At 70.4% G+C, this 21,411-nt stretch carries 21 protein-coding genes and 1 pseudogene; 18 read left to right on the top strand and 4 right to left on the bottom strand.

All coding sequences use genetic code 11. From position 1 onward, the window contains the following. Positions 1-120: 120 nt before the first annotated feature. Both BXA10_RS32820 and BXA10_RS29680 read right to left on the bottom strand, forming a co-directional pair. A pseudogene (locus tag BXA10_RS32820) lies at positions 121-336 on the bottom strand (tyrosine-type recombinase/integrase); the annotation flags it as partial. 1,036 nt (positions 337-1,372) lie between these two features. Then, positions 1,373-2,541, bottom strand: a protein-coding gene (locus BXA10_RS29680) for an IS3 family transposase (RefSeq protein WP_139338237.1) whose coding sequence is annotated in 2 segments (ribosomal slippage) — positions 1,373-2,254 and positions 2,257-2,541 — 1,167 coding nt in all. Because the reading frame shifts where the segments join, the coding sequence is not laid out codon by codon here. Positions 2,542-2,596: 55 nt separating this feature from the next. On the opposite strand from BXA10_RS29680, the gene BXA10_RS29670 reads away from it, so the two are divergent. Further along, positions 2,597-2,905: a nuclear transport factor 2 family protein gene (locus BXA10_RS29670; RefSeq protein WP_076474145.1), complete on the top strand. Its 309-nt coding sequence runs from the start codon at positions 2,597-2,599 to the stop codon at positions 2,903-2,905. Between the two features lie 214 nt (positions 2,906-3,119). Here BXA10_RS29670 and BXA10_RS31230 read toward each other — a convergent pair whose 3' ends face one another. Both BXA10_RS31230 and BXA10_RS29665 read right to left on the bottom strand, forming a co-directional pair. Further along, entirely contained in the window at positions 3,120-3,584 is a 465-nt protein-coding gene (locus BXA10_RS31230; protein ID WP_139338236.1) for a hypothetical protein, read from the bottom strand. After that, entirely contained in the window at positions 3,556-3,960 is a 405-nt protein-coding gene (locus tag BXA10_RS29665) for an IS110 family transposase (protein WP_175649353.1), read from the bottom strand. The genes BXA10_RS31230 and BXA10_RS29665 overlap by 29 nt, the downstream gene beginning before the upstream one ends. A 360-nt stretch (positions 3,961-4,320) precedes the next feature. On the opposite strand from BXA10_RS29665, the gene BXA10_RS29660 reads away from it, so the two are divergent. The 17 genes from BXA10_RS29660 (at position 4,321) to BXA10_RS29580 (ending at position 21,321) form a co-directional block, all read left to right on the top strand. Next, positions 4,321-4,986: a hypothetical protein gene (locus BXA10_RS29660; RefSeq protein ID WP_076474143.1), complete on the top strand. Its 666-nt coding sequence runs from the start codon at positions 4,321-4,323 to the stop codon at positions 4,984-4,986. A gap of 765 nt (positions 4,987-5,751) precedes the next feature. Next, positions 5,752-6,678: a replication-relaxation family protein gene (locus tag BXA10_RS29655; protein ID WP_084753523.1), complete on the top strand. Its 927-nt coding sequence runs from the start codon at positions 5,752-5,754 to the stop codon at positions 6,676-6,678. 580 nt (positions 6,679-7,258) lie between these two features. Then, positions 7,259-8,062 carry a hypothetical protein gene (locus tag BXA10_RS29650; protein WP_175649352.1) on the top strand — a complete coding sequence of 268 codons (804 nt, stop codon included), beginning with the start codon at positions 7,259-7,261 and terminating at the stop codon, positions 8,060-8,062. A 366-nt stretch (positions 8,063-8,428) separates the two neighbouring features. After that, positions 8,429-9,349, top strand: a complete 921-nt coding sequence (locus BXA10_RS29645) for a hypothetical protein (RefSeq protein WP_076474142.1) — start codon at positions 8,429-8,431, stop codon at positions 9,347-9,349. 127 nt (positions 9,350-9,476) lie between these two features. Beyond that, on the top strand, positions 9,477-10,265 hold the full coding sequence (locus tag BXA10_RS29640; protein WP_084753521.1) for a MarR family winged helix-turn-helix transcriptional regulator: 789 nt from the start codon (positions 9,477-9,479) through the stop codon (positions 10,263-10,265). Between the two features lie 97 nt (positions 10,266-10,362). Then, positions 10,363-10,995, top strand: coding sequence for a GGDEF domain-containing protein (locus tag BXA10_RS29635; protein WP_076474140.1), 633 nt, complete (start codon positions 10,363-10,365; stop codon positions 10,993-10,995). An 81-nt stretch (positions 10,996-11,076) separates the two neighbouring features. After that, positions 11,077-11,910 (top strand): hypothetical protein, encoded by an 834-nt coding sequence (locus BXA10_RS32355; RefSeq protein WP_245828643.1) that lies wholly within the window; start codon positions 11,077-11,079, stop codon positions 11,908-11,910. Between the two features lie 41 nt (positions 11,911-11,951). Beyond that, positions 11,952-12,449 (top strand): hypothetical protein, encoded by a 498-nt coding sequence (locus tag BXA10_RS29625; RefSeq protein ID WP_076474139.1) that lies wholly within the window; start codon positions 11,952-11,954, stop codon positions 12,447-12,449. Then, positions 12,446-13,573: a C40 family peptidase gene (locus BXA10_RS29620; RefSeq protein WP_084753519.1), complete on the top strand. Its 1,128-nt coding sequence runs from the start codon at positions 12,446-12,448 to the stop codon at positions 13,571-13,573. Before BXA10_RS29625 ends, BXA10_RS29620 begins: the two co-directional genes overlap by 4 nt. After that, positions 13,570-14,739, top strand: coding sequence for a DUF4314 domain-containing protein (locus BXA10_RS29615; protein WP_245828641.1), 1,170 nt, complete (start codon positions 13,570-13,572; stop codon positions 14,737-14,739). Before BXA10_RS29620 ends, BXA10_RS29615 begins: the two co-directional genes overlap by 4 nt. A 112-nt stretch (positions 14,740-14,851) precedes the next feature. Beyond that, positions 14,852-15,106, top strand: a complete 255-nt coding sequence (locus tag BXA10_RS29610) for a histone-like nucleoid-structuring protein Lsr2 (RefSeq protein ID WP_084753517.1) — start codon at positions 14,852-14,854, stop codon at positions 15,104-15,106. Between the two features lie 113 nt (positions 15,107-15,219). Beyond that, on the top strand, positions 15,220-15,885 hold the full coding sequence (locus BXA10_RS29605; protein WP_076474138.1) for a hypothetical protein: 666 nt from the start codon (positions 15,220-15,222) through the stop codon (positions 15,883-15,885). A 102-nt stretch (positions 15,886-15,987) separates the two neighbouring features. Next, the gene (locus BXA10_RS29600) at positions 15,988-16,263 is read left to right on the top strand and encodes a hypothetical protein (protein WP_245828639.1); all 276 of its coding nucleotides are present in this window, start codon (positions 15,988-15,990) and stop codon (positions 16,261-16,263) included. Between the two features lie 142 nt (positions 16,264-16,405). Continuing rightward, positions 16,406-17,515, top strand: a complete 1,110-nt coding sequence (locus tag BXA10_RS29595; protein ID WP_076474137.1) for an AAA family ATPase — start codon at positions 16,406-16,408, stop codon at positions 17,513-17,515. Positions 17,516-17,542: 27 nt separating this feature from the next. After that, positions 17,543-19,141 carry a vWA domain-containing protein gene (locus BXA10_RS29590; RefSeq protein ID WP_076474136.1) on the top strand — a complete coding sequence of 533 codons (1,599 nt, stop codon included), beginning with the start codon at positions 17,543-17,545 and terminating at the stop codon, positions 19,139-19,141. Between the two features lie 315 nt (positions 19,142-19,456). Continuing rightward, on the top strand, positions 19,457-20,446 hold the full coding sequence (locus BXA10_RS29585; RefSeq protein ID WP_076474135.1) for a DUF4192 domain-containing protein: 990 nt from the start codon (positions 19,457-19,459) through the stop codon (positions 20,444-20,446). A gap of 305 nt (positions 20,447-20,751) precedes the next feature. Continuing rightward, entirely contained in the window at positions 20,752-21,321 is a 570-nt protein-coding gene (locus BXA10_RS29580; RefSeq protein ID WP_139338235.1) for a hypothetical protein, read from the top strand. The last annotated feature ends 90 nt before the right edge of the window (positions 21,322-21,411 follow it).

Below are 21,411 nucleotides of genomic sequence, written 5' to 3'. Positions count from 1 at the left end.
TCCGCCGCTACATCATCTGGCGGAACAAGCACGCCGCCGACGAACGCCTACGCGAGGTAGTCAACAGGGCAAACGTTGCCTGACGCGGCACTAGCAGCCAAAACAGGGCCATGATCGCCGCTAGGCCGTCGCCAGGCCGTCCGGAGTCGACCCCAACACCTTGTCCACTGCCCGGCGGGTGCGGTCCTCGCTGGTCGGCATGAGGTGGGTGTAGGTGCGCAGGGTGAAGCCGGGATCCGCGTGACCCAGGTACTCCGACAGCGCCTTGACGCTCTCCCCGGCGTCGAGCAGGACCGAGGCGTAGAAGTGGCGCAGAGCGTGCATGCCAGTTGCCCGAGCCGACCTGAATCGAACATGCGTACGATCGGTCTTGTGGCGCGGGAGTTGGTAGGACGCTGGTGGGACGGCGTGTGGGGACGCTTGACCCGGCGTGACGTTTGGCTCGCCCGCGAGGTCCGATGCCACGTAGTCGCCCGTGCGGGCGACTCGGAGACGGGCACGGTGCTCCGGTGGCAGTTCGACACGGAAGACGAGGCCCGGCGATGGTGCGGCGTCTCGTTCACGCCGACGGCGGCCAGTGGCGAGAGCAGACCGGGGCGGCGGCCACCCAGCCGCCAGCGTGAGGCCGGGACCGGCTGCCGGATGTCCAGTCCCACCACATGCTTGACGCCGTCCAAAACATGTTTGGACAGTTGGTCTAGGTTGTTGACACGACTTGCGGAGTCGCTGTTGCGGTGAGAGAAGAACGCTGGTGGTTCCTGGTCCCCTTAAGGCCGCCACGCGGAAGCTTCGCCGGGTGCGCTCGATACGACCCACTGATCCTGTGGATCCCTGTGACCTGGCCGAGTGGCGGGAAGCTATGGCTGAGGCGTTGGACGGTCTGGCCCGGGTACTGCTGTTCGAGGCGGATCGCAGCAATGCTCACGCGGAGGCGGAAGCAGCCCGTGCTGAGGCAGCGCGGCTGCGCGCGACGTGCGTGTCGCATTGCCGTTGATCTAGACATGCGGCCGGCTGTCGGATGTCTAGTCCCACCACATGCTCGACAGATCCGTCCCAGCACATGTGCGACAGTCGGCCTTGGTCACCCGGTCATCCTGTTCACGGTCGGTGACAACCGAGCGGCGATGGCGGCCCACTCCCTGACCAGGATGTTTAGCGAATGACATCGGAACACTTGCTCGCCCGTCTGGGCGCGATGGGAGAGTCACCGAGCGACCAACGTGGTTAGGTCTCCGACGTGACCACGAATGCCTTGGCAAGGGAGCTGGACAAAACTGAACGTCGGCGGCTTCGGGCGCTCGTCGAAGTGAGACTGGCAGACGCAGATGCCTTGCACGCTCGGGTCTGCTGCGCCGGCAGGTGACAGGTGTAGTCACGCGGCCTGACTGGCCGGTGGGTGCATGATGGTCTCGAATTCAACGGGGGTCAACCGGGACAGCGACCGCTGTCTTCTGCGGCGGTGGTAGGTCCGTTCTATCCAGGTCACGATCGCGATCCGGAGTTGCTCGCGGGTGGTCCATGATCGCCGGTTCAGGACGTTGTTCTGCAGCAGTCCGAAGAAGGATTCCATGGCGGCGTTGTCGCCCGCGGCGCCGACTCTGCCCATCGATCCGGTCATGTGGTGGCGGTTGAGGGCTCGGACGAATTTCCTGGACCGGAATTGGGATCCGCGGTCGGTGTGCAGGATGCAACCGGCCAGGTCACCGCGTCTGGCGGCGGCGTTGTCCAGTGCGGTGACGGCCAGGCGGGACTTCATCCGCGAGTCGATGGAATAACCGACGATCCGGTTCGACCAGACGTCCTTGATCGCGCAGAGGTAGAGCTTGCCCTCGGCGGTGTGGTGCTCGGTGATGTCGGCCAGCCACAGCCGGTTCGGGCCGTCGGCGGTGAAGTCCCGCTGGACCAGGTCGTCGTGCACGGGTGGGCCTGGCTTGCCGCCCATGCCGCGACGCTTGCGCTTGCCGAACGCGCTCCACCAGCCGTTACGGGAGCAGATCCGCCATGCGGTGCGGTCGGCCATCGGCTGCCCCGCGTCGCGGGCCTCGTCGACGAGGAACCGGTAGCCGAACTCCGGATCATCACGATGGGCGTCGAACAACGCGTTGGCCCGATACGCCGCCACCTGCTCGGCGCTGGTGACGGGTCGGGCCAGCCACCGGTAATACGGCTGACGAGCGATCTTCAACACCCGGCACGTCACCGCCACGGGGATCCCGTCGGCGGCCAGCTCGCTCACGAGCGGGTAGAGCCTTTTCCCGGCAGATGCGCCTGCGACAAGTAGGCAGCGGCCCGGCGCAGGACCTCGTTCTCCTGCTCCAACAACCTGATCCGCTTACGCGCCTCGCGCAGCTCGGCCGACTCACTGCCGGACGTCCCGGGCGCGGCGCCGGCGTCGACGTCGGCCTGGCGAAGCCACTTGAACAACGTCATCGGGTGGACCCCGAAGTCCTTAGCGATCTGCTCGACCGTCACGCCTGGCTCGCGGTCACGGGCCACCCGCACGACATCGTCGCGGAACTCCCGGGGATAGGGCTTGGGCACAGCGACATCCTTCCAGCTCGCCGTCAGGGCAAGCCATCTCAGATGTCACCTATCGGTGCAGCAGACCCCTCCGGATTTTGAGCTCGTTCATCCCAGCGGCGGGGTGTGGTCCAAGGAGCACTACCTCGGCGGCATCGCATCAGGCGACATCAACTACCGCCGCTTTGAGGCGGTGTCGGGCATCGACGTGATGGTGGACGGCAGTTTGGCCGTTCTGCGCTACCGATCACTCATCGACATCGCGGTCCAGGGACAGACCCCGGGGTTGCTGGAGTGCTGGCACCTCGATTGCTATCGCCGCGACCGGCACGGCGGCCCCTGGAGGGTGCGTTGGTCGCAGGCGACTGCCATCGACGGACCTTAGGCAGAGCAAGTCCACCCGGCCGCCGTGGACGTTAGTACATGCGGCCATGCGTGCCCCTGTCGCGGACAGTTAGGCCTGCGGCGACGTCTTGAGGACGATGTTAAGCATCTGGTGGGACGCGACCGTCAAGCATGTCCCGTGACGGGACACGGCCGGCTGCCGGAAAGCTGACGCTCCTATTTTTCGCAACCCCGTTGGTCAGGTTGGTGTGGGATCAGGGCTGTTGGGTTGCCGGCCCGGGCAGAACTGGACTGGTTGTGGCTGTCGTCCGAAGATCGCCACGAATCAGGGCGGCGAACGCGTTAGCGATCTGCCGGATGGGTTGTAGATCGAGATCACCTGTCCAGGTATCGGTTCCGCCGACACGTCGTTCGTTGAGCCACGTCGCCGGGATGCAGCCGGTCCGACCGGCAAGTCGGTTTAGGTGCTCCTGGGCTTGATCGGTCAGTCGGCGGGCAACCTCGACTCGGTCTTGTGAAGTGAGGAGAGCATCGAGGCCGACGTCAATGGAGCCCTGGAAGCCGGTGCGGGCTTGTTCCTGCCAGTGTCGTTGAGCGTTGTGCAGCCAGGCGGGTGCGTGCGTGGGTACGACCTCCGCGAGCGCTTGGAGCCAGACTTCCAGGAGCCCGTCGCGAGCCCAGAAGCCATAGCTACGAAACTCTGTGAAACTCGAACCCATGACCTCGACTGTGGCAGCAGAGTCGCGAGGTGAGCAACCGAGCGCCGCTGGCTCTACCGGAGATGACTGCTCGGGCGGCGGACTCGGCGTCGATGGTGTCGGTCTTGCCGATGCGGCGGCGGGTGGAGCGGTCCGGGCGGTCGACCTCGACCACGGCCAGGCCGTAGTCCGTCAGGAACCGCAGCAACCCGGCGCCGTAACTGCCGCTGCCTTCCAGACCGACCTTGTCAACCGTGCCGAAGGATTCAGCCCAGGTGGCGAGCTGCGCGTAGCCGCGCATCGTCGTCGGAAAGCCTCTGGTGGCCAACACCCTGCCGGCTTGGTCCAACACCGCCGCGACGTGCACGTCCTTGTGCGTGTCGACCCCGACGGTCACGTTCTGGTCCTCACTCACGCTGCCTCCCAGTTGCTGCTTGACGGCAAGGCTCGACCACCGGGCACGAGGAGAACGTTGGACAGAACGGGGATGAGGGACGAACCCAAGCTCATAATCAGGTCACCACGCCGGGCCCGTGCACGCGCCGAGAGAGGTGCCCCCGCCAACCGGGTCGACGGGTCCACATGAGGGCACGAAGCCAGTTCAAACTCGGGTCAGGCCCGGCCGGCGGGGACACCCTCACCAGAATTGCCGGGTCTCAGGACCTGCATGACAGATCAGTCTCGGGACGTGCGTGACATGTCCGGCTAGACGATCTTTGTATTGGGTCAGTAGACGCGCGGCTGGAATGATCGGGCCGTGAAGACTGCTGCCGCAGGTCGTCCCAGCCTCGACGAGATACGCGAGTACCACGTGACCCGGCTCAACCTGGCTCTGCGCCGGCCTGGGATGTGGGGCCGCGAGACGACCTTGCGGCTGTTCATGGACGCTGTGGCCTTCGTTGACGGGCTCGACGAGGTCTGGCAGGCGGAGCAGGAGCAGCTCAGGGCGCGGGGAGCGTTTACCTCTCTGGGTGTACACGGGGCCTTCGCTGGCATCCTGCCCGGCTATCTCGACGACGGATCCGCGGTGGCCTCGGTCTATGCCGACATCGCCTGGCGCCACGGCTGGCTCAGAGTCGACCGCACCTTTTCCACAGATGACCACCAGCGGCTACGTGACGGCGCAAGCCGCTGGTGTGACCGAGACCGAGACCTCGATGAGATCCTGGCCGAATTCGGTCCGCCATCCGTGCTGCTTGGGCCCAGCAGCCCAGGGAACCCGAAGGTCCTGGCCTACGCTGCCGACCGCTCGCATGGGCTGGTCTGCCTGCACTTCGCCAGCATCTACGACCGGACCACCAGACAGGTCCAGTCGGATTCTCCACCAGCGCTGGTCGCGGTCCGCTACGGCGACGGCGGCTTTCTTGACTCCTTCACCTTTACCCCTGCCGGCACTGCATACCGCCACAACGCCGACCGCTGACCATCCACGGGCAGACTCTCCCACCTACCGCTTGGGCAGGGCCCTGAGTGTCACCCAGGTCCTGATACCGATCTGTCACGCACGTCCTGAGACCGGACACACCCTCACCAGAGTCCCCGTTCAAAGTTTCTGTACGTCTTCAAGGCGGCCCTGAACGGCCCGCACGCGCCGCCGCCCGGGCATCAGGCGCGGAAAGCGGGAAGCCCGGAGGGCCGCCGCCGAACGACAGACTTTGTGAAGTGTGAGGTGGTCGGCCGACAGCCGGCAGGCCGCGCGGGCAGGACCCGCGCGGCGTAGGGAAGCGCCAGCCCGCGGCGTCGGCGAGTGGCGGCGGTCGCGCGTTTGCGGTTAGTACGCCTCCGGAGGTGGCGCTCAGGCTCCAGGATGGCCGAGGATCGTCGGCAGCCGCCGGGTCCGTGGGTGGTTGCGGTAGGCCATCCCGCCTGCCCTCGACCCGGGCAAGCCGAGCAGACCGCCGGTGTCCGGCTCGGCCAATGCCAACCGCTCCAACCTCAATGACAGTTCGGGCCGCAAGCTGTCGTGCAGCTCTCCCCCTGGTCATACCGTCGATGGGTTTCCCCGCGTCTTCCGTGGCGGCTTCACCGCGCCTTCCGCACCTGTCTGCGCGCGGGCACCACCTGGCAGGCGGATACGCCTGTCAGCGCAGCACACCGCCGGTGGCCGGCCTGGTCACCGGTGGTGACAGTTCCGGACTCCCTCCCACAGGAGGGAGTCCCTTCGTTTCTACTCCCTGAGGAGATCCTCATGTCCTCCGACTCACCGGCCCCCGAACCGCGCCCGTCCCCACCCCGCCCGTCCGCCTCCGCCCGCCGGCCGAGCAGAGCCCAACTCCTGTCCAACCTGCGCCGGCTCACCCTGCGCGACCACCAACTCCTGGCCTGGCTCGCCGAGCATTACCTGCTGTCCACCGCCCAGATCGCCACCGCGCTGTTCCCGTCGGAACGCTCCGCCCGGCTGCGCCTGGCCACGCTGCACCATCTGGAGGCGGTACACCGCTTTGGCGATGTCACCACCGGCACCGGCGGCTACCTGTACACCCTCGGCCCGCTCGGCGCGGTCGTGCACCCCAGCGCCTACAGCGACCCCGCACGACCCGACGCCCGTCCGCCGCGCACCAGCCTCGAACGCGCCGAACGCATCATCGGCAGCCGCCGCCTTCGGCACCTGCTCGGCGTCAACCAACTCTTCGTCGACCTGCACGCTCACACCCGCACCGACCCCGGCGCCGAACTGGTCCGTTGGTGGTCCGAACAGCACGCCACCGCCGCCTTCGCCCTCGCCGACATTCGCCCCGACGGCCACGGCATCTGGCACGCCTCCGGACGCGCCGTCGGGTTCTTCCTTGAACATGACAACGGCACCGAGAACCTGCGCACCGTGCTGCGTAAGCTGCGCGCCTACGAACGCCTCGCCGAGTTCGGCCCCCGCTATCCGGTCCTGCTGCGTGTGCCCGGCCACCGGCGCGAGGCCCACCTGCTCGACGCCCTCGCTGGCGTCCCCACCGCCATGCCCGTAGCCACCGGTCTGCACCACGAACACCCCGCCGGACCCGCCTGGATGCTCGCCTCCGATCCCGGCGCCCGCCGTTGGCTGCATGAACTGCCCAGCGACCACGGCCCCGACAACACCGCCACCAACCCCCACCGCTACACCGACCCCGACGACACCTGACAGCCCCGGCTCGCTTACCGCCGCTCACACCGCAGGTCACCGCCGAGCCCGCCGCCTCACCATCGGCTCGGAAGGATCCTGTGCTCCAGGCGACCGGCTGTGAGCGGACCCGCCACTCACAGCGACCCACGGCCGCTTACGGCGGCACCGCAGTGCGGCGCCGATTGCCTCTCACATCGCAGGTCAACCCGCCTGCACGGCCGTTACGGCAGCCCCGCACCGCTGTGAGTGCTCAGGGCTACCTTTCACGGCACCACCACACTCACCTATCGCTTCACCCCGGTTCGGTCCCACCCCAGGGATCCTCGCCGCACCAACCCGGTGCGCCACGCCCACCCGCCTCGGCCGGTCGGCACGCGCACCTCGCGGCGACCCTGACGGTCGCACCCACCACCCCCATCAGCGCACCACGCGCCCGCACGTCACCGACCTGACCCACGCACCCAATGGGCTCGGTCGCCTCCGCGCGTCCACACGCACGCGCTCTCCTGCCGAACTGACCCGGCCCGCGAAACCGGCGAGCCGGCCATCTTGTGCGCGCCCCCACACATCCCACCCATCCGAAGGAGGACCTTCACCTATGTCCACTGTCAACGGCACCCCGCTGACCCGCCACGGCAGCCGCGTGCCCCTCATCCCCGCACGATCCACCCCACCGACGCCCGCCCTGCCAGCCCGCGCCCAGGCCACCGCTGTCCGGCCGCCAGTCACCCCGGCACCCACGATCAAGATCATGGTCATTTGTCTGCCCGACGACCTACCGGCCCAGGCGATGACCAGCCACCAACTCGACACCCACTTCGGGGTCACCGGCACCCTCACCACCCTGTACTGGGCCACCCCGCGGCTACGGCCGTGGCAACGGCACCAGCTCATCGGCGCCCGCAAAGGCCAACCCACCCTGTGTGCGGGCGGACCCATACGGCTGCTCGACCTGCCTGGCATGCGGCACGCCGCCGCCGTCGGCGCCGGCATCCGTCACCAGATGTGGCAGCAGATCGTCCACGGCACCGGGCCGGCTACCCCATGGCCGGTGTTCGAGTCTCGCCACCTCACCGACCCCGACCGCTACCCCCTCGACCAGGCGAGCGAGGACTTCCACGCCCAGCCCCGGGTGCACGCCATGCGCCTGCACACCGCCACCACCCCCGGCGCCGGTCATCTGAGTGTCGGGGAGCTGGAGATGTACCAGGCCGGTCAGGTCGCCTACCAGCACTACCGCGCCGCCAGCGCCGTCGCCGGTGACGCGATGCTCACCGCCGACGGCCGCCACCTCGCCCCGGCCAGCGATGCGCTCGCCCACCGCATCACCTACCTCGAGCAGGCCCTGGCCCACCTCGACACCGTCGGACCAGAGCAGCGGCTGCTCGCCATCTCCCTCTAACCATCCCTCGGCCGCTGACACCCCACACACGCTGGTGTCTGCTCACCGCCGCACCAAGCCGACCACCGCTGCTCCGGACGGCACCGGAAGCCGCCCGCGCAGCGACGCGAGCAGCGGCCACCGCCTCCGACGTGGATGCGCGCCAGCCGTCAGGCGATTGCCCACCGCGCTGTCGACGCAACACCCGCCACGTTCGTGCGCTCCCGCGCTTGCTGGTTGGTGATCGCCGCAACCCGGCAGGTGGGTGATACCTCTGCCACACACGCCGGGCGCCCCGGGTAAAGGGGCACCCCCACCCCGCTGGCCTGCGGCAGGCCGCTCTGTTCCTCTTCCTGCCCCTTCTGTTGCACGGAGGTCCGCTTGACCATGTCCAGCCGACTGTGGTTCCGCGTCGAGGATGTGCTGCCCCTGGCAGAACACGCCCTCGCCTGTCCCACCCACCGCCTCACCCGCGCGCAACTCGCGGCAGGCGAGCACAACACCCCGGCGCTGACCCTGCGACGCGCCGGCTCTGAAGGCCACCTTCGTTCCAACGGTGTGCCGGTCTGGCACACCCCGCACGGCGACGAGCAGGTCGCCTACGGCGGCGCCTGGCACCCTGTCGGCGGCGCGGTGTCGGAGCTGGAACAGCACCTGTACCTGCCGCTGCGGCACCCCGACCCCGACGGGCGGCAGCTGATTGACGTGCTGCGCGCCGGCCGAGCCCTCGACCGCACCTGGCTTGCGCTCGACACCGACACCGCACCTGGATGCACGCTCGACGCCGGATGCGTGGAGCTGTTCGACCATCGCGCGGAGATCGTTCCGCCGGGAACGCGCTGGCGGCCGGACATGGTCACCTCGCCGCAAACCGGCGGTCGTGATTATCCCGCGCTGGTCGCCGACGGATACGACGCCGGCGACGACGGCTGGCTCATCTGCCGATTCGATCCGCACACGGTGCGACAGATAGCCGCGGAGCTCGGCGGGCCATGGCGGGCCGGCACGATGCCCGGGGAGTACCCGCTGCTGCGCTTCGACGGCAGCACCGTGGTGCTGCTCGAGGAGACCGACTCCGCGGACGGAATCCGTCTCGATGTCGACGACCGCTGCTACCCCGACCGGGACGGCTACTACAGCATCGGCGCCTACCGGTGGCTCTGGCACACCTCACCCACCGGCTCGATGCCCACCCGCACGCGACTCCGGCTGCGCCTGGCCGCCCAATCCGGCCGCCTCCGCGAGCGCACCGACATCCGTCGCCCACGGCAGCAGATGCCCGCCGCGGACGACCGTCCCTCGGGCTGACCCGCGGCATCACAGCCCTTCGCCGAACCGGATCCCGCGGGATGTCCCAAGATCCGGTCATCGCACTTGATCAGCGGCGCAAACGAAGCGTGGATCAGTGCTGACCTCACACCACAGGGAGATGCCCATGACCGACGCACCCGAACCCGTACCCGCACATGCCATGTTCAACGTCCACGCCGCGCTCGCGGAGCTCGGTGAAGCCACCGCCGCCGACGTGGCTGACAAGGCCGGGCTCGCCTACTCCACCGCCACGGCGAAGCTCCGCGCCTTGCAACACGCCGGGCAGGCCGAATCCATCCGCACCGAGGACAAGCGCGCGGTGTGGCAGCTGACCGACGCGGGCCGCACCACCGTCGGCACCGACCACAGCCCACTATCGGTCCACGGCACCGGCACCGTGGTGCCGCCCGAGACACCGGCACCGGCCACCGCCGACCACCCCGCCGAGGACGGCGACGCCACCCCCAAGGAGCGGACTCCTCCGCGGCCGGAGGATCGCACCCTCACCGCGCCTTCGGCCTCCGCCCTTACCCCAGCCGCGCCGGACGACGCAGGGGACGGATCCGTGGCCGCGGCCGACGCGGGCAGCGCGCACCCTGTTGCGGCGTCGGAGGATGCCGACTCGGACACGGCCGTCCCGGCGGGTGAGGCCGGCACCTCGGCTGCGGGCAGTCGCCGGACCAAGGGCTCCCTGAGAGGGGCGGTGCTGGACATCCTCGAAGCCCACCCCGAGCGGGCCTACAAGACCAGCGAGCTGTGCAGGCTCATCGACGCCGCGAACGCCGGCACCGACGCGAGGAAAGCCAGTGCCGGCGCGGTCGTCAACGCGGCGGACAAGCTAATCGGCGACGGCAAGGCCGTACGGACCGTCGAGAAGCCCGCCACCTTCCAACTCGCCCCCGCCCGCCCGTAGTCGGCGGAACCCCACGCCAGGTAGCCCAGGGGCGGGCGTCGAAGTTAGCGCCTCACGCCCACCCCCGGTGCTCCTTCATACCCAAGGAGCGATCTCAGTGTCTCAGACCGTGCACGTACTGCTCACCGCCGCTGGCGGCATCCTCGCAGGCCTCGCCCTCGCCGTGGCTGTGCTGTGGCGACAGCAGCACGCCCTGCGGACGGCCCGTTATGAGGCCACCCACGACGACGTCACCAGCCTGCCCAACCGGCGGCTGTTCCTCACCCGCCTCCGTGCGGCCCTCCACGACAACACGCCGGTGGGGGTGGTGCTGCTGGACCTCAACCGGTTCAAGGCCGTCAACGACAGCCTCGGCCACGAGGTCGGCAACGACCTGCTCGACCAGGTCGGCCGACGCCTGGCCGGGCTCCCCGCTCCCGTGCAGGTCGCGGCCCGGCTCTCCGGCGACGAGTTCGCGCTGCTCGTGACCGGCGACCGCGACGACACCGCCGCCGCGGCCCACGCCGCGTGGCAGACGATCGCCGACGGCTTCATCCGCGTTGTCAACGGCGACCTTCGTGTGACGGCGTCGGTCGGCTACACCCACGTGAACCGTGCCGACGCCAGCCCTCGACAGCTGCTCACCCAGGCCGACTCCGCGATGTACGAGGCGAAACGCGGCAGCGTCGGCGTGCAGGAGTACCTGCCGCATCGCACAGCGACGGTGCGCAGCCGCGACCGCCACGGCTGACCCCGCCCCTACCCCCCGCCAGGGCCCCGCAGCTGTCCGGCTGCGGGGCCCCTTCGTCTCTGCCTACGACAGGGAGACCCTGTGTTGTCCTTCCCCGATGTCCACGCCCTCACCTCGTGCCTCGCGGCCGCCGACGCTGACGCCGACACGCGGGGCTGGGGCCAGCCGATAACGCTGCTGCTCCTCCACGACGGGGCACCGGCCACCGACGAGGCGCAGCGCGAGATCCGCAGCCTGGAGTTCCCACTCCACCCCCACGACGCACTCGCCGATGCGGCGGGCCCGGCCGCGCTGCTGCACCACATCGCGGACGAACTCGACGGGCCTGCAACGCCCTACCAGGCCACCCTCGCCGCCATCGTCGGCATGATCCGGGTGGCCACGCCCAACGCCCGGTTGCTGGCCTGGGCCGCCTGCTACCGCAGTCTTCAACCCGTCGACCGGCGGCTGCGGCAAGCCCGCCGGGTTGACGCCGTCGACATCGACGGCCGCTTCTACCAGCTCACCCGTCTGCACGGCGACGACCACCCCGTGGTGCTCGTCGACGACACCCCCGCGAACGACGCCCCTCCCACTTATCGCGGCCTGGTCGCGCTACTGGCCGCCGGCGTCCACTTCACCCAGACCCGCCCCCGCGTAGGGCTCCGCATGACCAGCACGGGGCGCAAGCCACGATCGGAGCTGGACGAGCCGATCTTCGGGGTGTGCGGCCCTGACGGCGCGTCCCTGCGCTGCCGGATCTGCGGGGCGGTCGACGAGGTCACCGTCACCGAGTTGCCGTCCATGGCCGGCTACGGCGAGGACACCTCCGTCCGCTGCAGCCGCTGCGGGTCGGCCGAAACCACCGACCCAATCTTCGGCTGGCGCGCCAAACCCGCCACCTGGCCTCCCCTGCCCCCGCACGACCAGCCGTGACGCGCTGCTCCCGCCCCCATTCGCTGAAGGAGTCGAGTTTCGTGAGCACCCACTGCTACATCGGGGCCATCCGCCCCGACAACCCGCATCTGGTGCACGCCCGGTTCGTGCTGTTCGACGGCCACCCGGCCGTCGTGCTACCCACGCTGGCCACGATCTGGGCCAACCACAACCACCACGACACCAACGCGCTGATCACCGCGATCCTCGCCCACGACTGGGAGTACCTCGACGCGGACATCACCACCACGATCCGCTCGCCGTTTCCCGGGCAGCGTCCGCTGCCGGGCGTGGGCATGACCCTGGCGTCCGAGGTGGACCCGCCGGAGCCGGTCACGGTGTTCCCGCTCTGCCACGCCAAGCACCTCGACGCCGGATGGATTTACCTCATCGACGCGGGCACCGCCAGCATTCGCGTGCACACCAGCGACGGCACCCGTGTCGCCACCTACCACCTGGATAACTGCCTGCACCCGGGTGACATCGAACCCGGCGAGCGGCCGAGCCGACTGCGGCCAGCGGTGGAAGTACGCAGGTGAGTGCCCGCGCTCTCGCCGCGATCAGCGTCGCCGTGGTCGCCGTGCTGGTGCTGTGCGCGGGCGGCGTCGGAGCCTTGTTCACCGGCGGTGGCAGCGCCTCAGCCGGCTGCTACAGCGCGGTCGGTCCGGACGGACAACCGTTGCTGCCCACCCTTGCCCTGTCCCCACCTGCTGTCGGGGCCGGCGGGTGGAACAGCGAACAGGTAGCCAACGCCGCGACCATCGTCGCCGTCGGCACGGAACTGCAGGTGCCGCCCCGCGGGTGGGTCATCGCCTTGGCCACTGCCCTGCAGGAATCGCGCCTGCGCAACCTGCCCGCCGGGGACCGTGACTCGATCGGGCTGTTCCAGCAACGCCCCTCGCAGGGCTGGGGCACTCCCGTCCAACTGCGGGATCCCCGCTACGTGGCCGGGAAGTTCTACCAGGCGTTGCTGGCCGTCGACGGGTGGCAGGCCATGGCCCTGACCGACGCCGCTCAGGCCGTGCAGCGCTCCGCCTATCCCGGCGCCTACGCCAGATGGGAAGACGACGCGATCGCCCTGGTCCGCGTCCTGACCGGCGGCACGCCCGCCGGCCCTGTGGCCGGTGATCTGGAGCAGGCGATGAGTAACCCGCTGTGCCTGTTCGACGGCGGCGACGGCCGGCCCGGCGCCGAGCAGGTGCCTCTACCGGACGGGTTCGCTCTGCCTCTGGGCACCCCGCCGCAGGTCCAGACGGCGATCGGCTGGGCCCTCGGCCAGCTCGGCACGCCGTACACCTTTGGCGGGGACTGCACCGCGCCGCATTCCGGTATCCCCGCCCGCCAGTGCGACTGCTCATCGCTGATGCAGCAGGCCTACCGAGCGGCAGGTGTCGACCTGCCCAGGGTCACTCGCGATCAGGTTCACGCCGGCCGTCCGGTCACCAACCAGCAAGACCTGCGGCCCGGGGACCTGCTGTTCATCCCCGGCAGCCGCGGCAGCACCAGCCGTCCCAGCCACGTCGGCATGTACCTCGGCAACGGGCTCCTCGTGCAAGCCCCACACAGCGGCGACGTCGTCAAGATCAGCCGCCTGTCCGCCTGGGCCAACCAGCTCGCCGCCGTCCGCCGCATCGTCGAAACCAGAGGAAGGAACAGCGCATGACCACACGTAAACCGGACGCGATACCGGGTGACGCCGCCCCAACGATGACATACCAACCGGGCGACCGCGTCGCCCTGGAGCACACCGCCGACCCGCACACTCTGCTACGACCCGGGGACGAGGGCACCGTGCGCCGCTACGACCCGCAGACGCGGGTGCTCGACGTCGACTGGGACAACGGCTCACGCCTGTCACTGCTCCTCGGCGAGGGCGACCGACTCCGCCGCACTGCCGATACCGGACCCGATCGGGATTGGGAGCGAGTACTCGACGCGCTGCGATCCGCCGGCGAGACCGCCGGACGCGACGCGGCCACCCGGTGGGCGCAGCATGTCCTTGGCGGCCGGGCAGACGGCGATGTGGCCGCGGCAGCCCGAGAGGTCCTCACCGGCTTCGACGACATCGACCCGCCGATCCTCGACCAGATCCCCACCGCCGACCGGTACTTCCTGGCCGACGACTCCGACCGGTACGCCGAACACGCACCGCCAGACGCGCCGGCCTGGGAGACGCTCACCGCACGGCAGTGTGACCAGACGCGGTGGGCGTGGTGCGACGGCTACGACGCCGCCGCGCACGCCGAAGCGGCCCGCCGCTGCCGGACGGTCCTGCACCCCGACGGTGACGACCGGGACCTGCGCCACGTCTACCCGGACCGGGTACGGCTGGGCGGGCCGGGCGTGTTCGCGGGCGACTGGGCGTGGGCACCGAACGACGCCGGGGACATGCGGATCCCCGTCGGGTTTGTCGGCACCCTGATCGACACCTGGAACGGGTGGGCCGTGTTCTGCTGCGCTCGGGACGTCGCCGAGGCGATCGTCGCCGACCAGCACAACCACCGGGACCGCTTGCGCCGGCACCTCACGGCCGAGGGCATCCCGGAAGCGGATCTGGACCGTCGGGTGGACGAGTCCCTCGGGCGGATGTGGTTCGACGGGGACGTCATCGTCGACGACACGCGCGTGCAGAACGACCCGGACGCGATTGATCACATTCCGCCGACCTTTGATGGCCAGTACGTCGTGATGGGTTGGTGCTGGACGTGGATCGCGGTGCATCCCTACGACTGTGATCGCATCGCCGGCACCATCCCCGACCCGCCGGCGACGGCCAGCACCCCGAGGGGCTCATCTCGCGGTCATCACCTCGGACCGAAGCCGACCTGACGCGGAGCCGGCGACGCGACCGGTTCCAGTACCCCGAGTTCACCTGCCCTCGACGCCACAGGCGCGCCGAGGGCTCCTGCCTCTCTGGCCCTAAACGGAAGGAACGCCTCCGATGGCAACCCAGACGGTTGTCCTGATCACGGACGACCTCGACCACAGCACCGACAACGTCGACACTCACCACTTCGCGCTCGACGGCGTGGAATACGAGATCGACCTGTCCGGGCAGAACGCGGCGCGGTTGCGGGAAGCCCTCGCCCCGTACGTTGCGGCGGCACGCCGGATCCCGAAGCGACGCGCCACCCGCCAGGCCGATGCCGGCACCCGCAACGGCCGCCCGGCCGACGCCCCGGTCCGCGCCTTCTGAGCCAGCCACGGGCGGGAGGTGAACCTGCCGCCGTATCGAAGCCACGGCCCGATCCCCTCAGCGGTCCGAGACGCCTACCGCGCCGCCGGCTCGACCGGGCGGGAGGAGCGCTGATGGGACACCGCCTGTTCGCGGTGCTCGTGCGTGCCACCGCCACCGTCACGACCATCGACGCGCACCTGGCCCATCCGATGCGTCAATTGCTGCGCGCCGGCGTCATCGACGGCTACCGGGGCGGGCAGGTGACCGGAGCGTGGGCACCGGCCTACGAGCCGGCCGCCGACCCGAACAACTGGCGCGCCTGCCCTGCCTGCGCCGGTAGCAGCACTGTCGACGGAGCCGTGTGCGCGGTGTGCGCCGACGCGGAACGGGCCGGCCGCCGGCCCGGCACGGTGGCGGCCTGGAGTTACACCGACTGGGCGCGGTATCCCGGCGACATCGTCGCGCTGCCGCGGCTGCTGCATCCCGGGTGGCGTTTTCCGCCGCGCCGCACGCCGATCGCCTGGGTCGACCTGGCCGGCGCCGTGTGGCTAGGCACCGAACGGGCGGTGCTCACCGGTGCTGACAGCGGCAGCGTTCCGCCGCGCCTGCTGGCGGTTTTCCGCAACCTGCTGGCCGGCCGCCGCAACCCCGACCCGACGCCACCGGCGCCCCGACGCGGGACCACCCCGGCTGGCTGGCTTCCGCCCGGACGGTCCGCTCCCCGCCAGCAGCGACCGCTGAACGGCGGGTTCCATCCGGCGGACTGGTCCGTGGCGGTGGTCGATGCCCACTCCTGAACACCACCCGCCACAAGGCCAGGCCGCCGTGTTCTCCGGCCCTTGGTTGCGCTACCAGCCGGTCCCTGCGTCCACCGCTTCCACCGCGGCTACGTCGGCACGGTGACCGGCTTCTGGAACGGCACCTACGAGATCACCGTCGACACCGAAGCCGTTGCCGCTCTCGCCGAGTCGTTCCACGCGATGGCCGACTACGTCGGGGGTGACTGGCGCACCGTCGGCTTCGACGGACGATTCCTGACTGTCGCCCGCCCCCTGTCCCTCGGCGGCGGTGTCCACCGCGTCACGCCCGACGACGGCCGCTACCGGATCGGCTGGGGCCTGCCCTGGCAGCCCGTCGACCTTCGACGCTGCGACCGGGTCTTCGGCCGCTCATAACCGCTCTCCGATAGCGACGGCTGCCGCTCCCTGTGGCTGCTGACGTTGCTCCAACTGTTCCGTCTCCGCTGCGCGGATGTTCTTTCGCCCGCGCACCCGGAGACGGGTGCGCGGGCCCATCCCGAACCTCTGGAGGGCTCGCATGAATCCCACACCCCCCACCGCCGCGCCTGCGGCGGCCGGTGGCCGGCGCCCCGGCTACCTGTACCACAAGGTCGCCTCGCACCTCGCCGCCAACCCGGACCGGATGCTCACCGTCGGCGAGGTCACGAACGCCATCTCCGCCCCCTCCACCGGGGCGGTCTTCGAGGCGTTGAAGAAGATGGCCGCCGCCGGGTACGCCACCCACCTGACCGGCCCGCACCGCTTCCAGATCACCCAGGCTGGTATCGACGCCGCCGGAACCATGCCGCCGCCCGCACCACGTACACCCCGCAGCGGCTCCAGCAGCGGGCGGCGGCAGCCGGTCACCCGCCCGAACGGCGACCTGTACTTCCCGCGCAAACTCGCCGGCGCCACCGACGTGGACGTGCTGCGCCGGCTACGTGACAAGCGCATCCCCGTGCTGCTCTACGGGCCACCCGGCACCGGCAAAACCGCGCTCGTCGAAGCCGCGTTCCCCGACCTGCTGACCGTCGCTGGCACCGGCGACACGGTGGTGGAGGACTTCCTCGGCAACTTCATCCCCCTCCCCGACGGCGGGTTCGAGTTCGTCTACGGCCCCCTCGTCACCGCCATGCGCGACGGGCGAGCGCTGCTGGTCGACGACGCCACGCTCATCCCCCCGAAAGTCCTCGCGGTGCTGTACCCGGCGATGGACGGCCGCCGTGTCATCACCATCCCCGGCTACCGCAACGAACGTGTCGAAGCCGTCGACGGGTTCTACGTGATCGCCGGCCACAACCCCGGCGTCCACGGCGCCATCTTGACCGAGGCCCTCGCGTCGCGGTTCGACGTGCACATCGAGGTCACCACCGACTGGGACCTCGCCCGCCATCTCGGCGTCCCCCGACCCGCCGTCGAGGCCGCCATCGCGCTCAACGCCGACCTCGCCGCTGGACGCGTCAGCTGGGCGCCGCAGCTACGCGAACTGCTCGGCTTCACCCGCGTCAGCAAAACCCTCGGCCCCGCGGCGGCGGTGGCGAACCTCGTCGGCCGCGCCCCGCAAGAGGACCGCGAACAGGTCCTCGCCGCCCTCAGGCAGAGATTCGGCGCGGACATCACCCCGCTGACCCTCGGCAAACAGCGCTAACCCCCACCCTCGGAAGGAGAACCTGTCATGTCTCACCCCTCCACCCACCGGGCCGCCGGCTCCGGCGTCCCGGCCGCCAGCGCCCCGGACTGGCATCCGTGGAGTGACGCCTGGACCCGACACATCCCGGTCCTGACCGGCCGCCACGACCTGACCGTCACCGTCGCCCCCGGCGCGGGCGGCGGCGCACCCGCGTGTTTCTACCCCGACGCCCGCCGCATCGAGGTCGACGCCACCCACATCGGCGCCCCCGACATCACCAACCCTCACAAGGCCGGACACAAACGTCTGGTGCCCACCGCCTACGGGCTGCTCGTCCACGAAGCCGCTCACGCCACCCACAGCCTGTGGACGACACCACCGCGCACCCCGCCGGTCGTCGCCGCCGTCGCCGACCTGCTCGAGGAGTCCCGCGCCGAGAACCGGCAACGCGGCAGACGACGCGGCGACCGCCGGTGGCTGCGTCACACCGTCACCACCCTGCTCGACCCCAACGACGCACCCGTGGACGACGCCTGGCACGCCGCTCACCTCGCCGGGCTGCTCCTGGCCCGCGTAGACGCCCGCATCATCACCACCAAAGACATCAAAGGCGTCCGGGCCGCCGTCACCACCGTCATCGGCCGCAAGAAGCTCCGCCAGCTGCGCGACGTGTGGCGCCAGGCCCACACGGTCGACGACACCGACGCCGCCACGATGATCGACCTGGCATGGCGGTGGTGCCGCATCCTCGACATCGACCCCCGCCAGCGGCCCGAACCGCCGCAGCCCGACCCCGGCGCGTTCGCCGGCCAGCTCGCCCAAGCACTGGGCGACTACCTCGCGCACACCGCCGGCCTGACCCCCGCCGAATACACCGCCCAACAAATCCGCACCCGGCACAGCGCTCCCCCGTCATGGACGCGCCGCGACCCCACCGACGCCGAACGCGCCGCCGCCCGACAGCTCGCCGCCCGGCTGCGCCGCGCCCGCACCCACCAGCCCGAACCCGACACCCGCCCCAGCCCCGTCCCGCCCGGGCGGCTACGCACCCGACACGCCATCACCGCCCAGGCGCAGATCGCCTCCGGCAGCATGCCCACCGCCACACCCTGGCAACGGCGCACCACTCTGCCGCCACCAAAACCGCACCTGCACCTGGCCGTACTCGTGGACACGTCCTTCTCTATGCATCCCTACGCGGCGCCGATGTCCTCAGCCGGGTGGATCCTCGCCCACGCCGCACGCACCAACCAGGCCACCACCACCATGATCGGATTCGGCGACCGGGCCACCCTCCTCGTGCCACCCCACCAACAGCCGGCATCTGTCCTGGAGATGCGGGCCTTCGGCGGCACCACCGCGTTCATCGACGCGGTGAAACTCGCCGACCAGCTCCTGCGCCTGCGCCAACCCGGCACGCTGCGGATGCTCGCCGTCGTCTCCGACGGCGACCTACCCGACACCGCGCCTGCCCAGCGGCTGATCACCACCCTGCACCAGACGGGCTGCGCAGTGCTGTGGCTACGCCCCGCCGACCTGGCCGGGCACACCTTCACCCATACCACCACCATCGAGGTGGCCGACCCCATCCAGGCCGTCGACGCCATCGCCGACGCCGCCGTCACCGCGCTCGAACACGCCTGACGACCCCTGCGCACGAGCGAGGGCGCCGGAGCCGGCTCCTAGACACAAGCGACGCCAGGAGCCACGGCGACCCATCGCCGCTCCCGCAGGTTCGCGCTGCCTACACCCCGCCTGCCTGCCGTGCTCGCCGCCGTCCACCGGCGGCCTCGTCATCGGCGCCCGCATCGGCCTCGGCCATCACTCGAGTTGAGCAACCCCTTCAACCTGACCGATCCGCCCGAGTGGCAGGCGGCTGATCTGCCGCCGGTCCCACCGCCAGGTCCGCACGTTCCGCCCAGCGGCTGCGAAGCCCTTAAGGCCAAGGAGTTATCCCCCATGACGCACGACCATCCGGCCCGACTGCCGGTGACCTCGATCAGCGACCTGCTCGCCGCCGTGCCCTACCTGCTCGGCTTCCACCCCGCCGACAGCCTCGTCACCATCGGCCTCACCGGCCACCGCATCGCCGTGGCCACCCGCGCCGACCTCCCCGAGCCCGCCACCATCTCCGACTGGGTGCCCGGGGCGGTGCGGCAGCACCTCGCCCTGCTGCGCAACGTCGACGCCACCACCGCGATCCTCATCGGCTACGGACCCGCCACCGCCGTCACCCCGGTCGTCGACGCGATCACCCCACACCTGGACGCGGCCGGCATCACCATCTTCGACACGCTGCGCGTCACCGACGGCCGCTACCACTCCTACCAATGCCAGGACCCGCAATGCTGCCCACCCGACGGGGTGCCGTTCGACGCGCACCACAGCCCCACCGCGGTGCACGCCATCGTGGCCGGGCAGACCGCCCTGCCGGACCGGGCCACGCTCGTGGCCAGCCTCGCCCCCACCGGCAGCGCCGGCATGGCCGCAGCCAGCCGCAAGGCGCAGGAACGCGCGCTTGCCGCCCAGATGTCCGGCGGGCGGGCGGCGCTCATCCGCGCCGGCAGGAAAGCCACGGACGAGGCGTTCGCCCGCTACGCCGGCGACGCGGTCCTCACCGACGACGAGGTGGCCTGGCTTGCGGTTCTGCTTGCCGACGTCGCCGTCCGCGACCAGGCCGGGGAAGCCACCGGGACCGAGCCGTGGCGTCTCGCCATGTGGACCGACATCACCCGCCGCGCCGACCCCGCCTACGCCGCTGCCCCCGCCACCCTGCTCGCCCTCACGGCCTGGCGGCTCGGGCAAGGCGCCCTCGCCGCCGTCGCCCTCGACCGGGCCCTCGCGGCCGACCCCCACTACCGCCTCGCCCGGCTCATCGACACCGCCATGCGCCACGGCGTCCCACCCACCGCCCTCGACGGGCCCACCTACGGCAATTCCGCCCGATAACCGCCTGCACCGCACACAAGCCCGCCCCGGACGTCCAGCCCACCAACCGCCCGGCGGGCTGGTTGTCGATCAGCCACACGGACAGTCTTCGAGCACCTGCATCTCATCGAGCGGCCCGCACCGCTGATCGACACGCTGCGCGCCGCCCCCACCGCCGGCTACCGGTGGCCGCACATGACCGCCAGCGCCGACACGTACGAGCACGGGAGCGCGCACCCGCTGTCCCGACTGACCACCCCGCCCGCCGGCCTCGCCCCCTTCCCTGGGAGGTGCGGCCGGCGGCGGCTCACCGATTCGGAGATCTCATGTCCACACCGGAAAATCACCTACCGGGGCCGCCGAGCATGGAGGCCGTCCTGCGCGATGCGTGGGACGCCTTTCACCCCGGCCACCCAGCACCACTGGGCTGGCTCACCCACACCGTCGCCCGTCTCCACGACCATTTCCACACTCATCAGCTCGTATCGCCGGCGACGGCGGCGTTTCCCTCCGTCGACGGGCAATTCGCCGCGCTTCGGCGGCGGGTGTGGCAGACGTTGCGCGACGCCGCCGCCGACGGTGTCAACCCGGACGTCGCCGACCACATCCTGCAGACCCTCGATTTGCCCACCCTGGCACGCCGATGGCAGGTCCGTCTCACGCTGCCCGTGACGATCGAGGTCACCGCCACAAGCCGCGATGAGGCCCTCGAGGCCGCTGAAGAAGCCATCGACGCCGCTCTCACCAGCACCGGTCACGACACGTACCTCGACTGGCACAACGCCACCCGGGATGACGCCACCGCCGGCGCCGTCGATACCACCACCGACACGCCCGCGGATCTTCGTTCCGCCATCGCAGTCCCGGAACCGGGCCACGGCGTCTCCGCCCGCTAGTGCCGCGTCAGGCAACGTTTGCCCTGTTGACTACCTCGCGTAGGCGTTCGTCGGCGGCGTGCTTGTTCCGCCAGATGATGTAGCGGCGGA

Origin of the sequence: Micromonospora avicenniae (assembly GCF_900156065.1) — a bacterium.
Lineage (GTDB): Bacteria > Actinomycetota > Actinomycetes > Mycobacteriales > Micromonosporaceae > Micromonospora > Micromonospora avicenniae.
The sequence above is the reverse complement of the archived record's forward strand: the minus strand, read 5'-3'. Positions and strand labels throughout refer to the sequence as shown.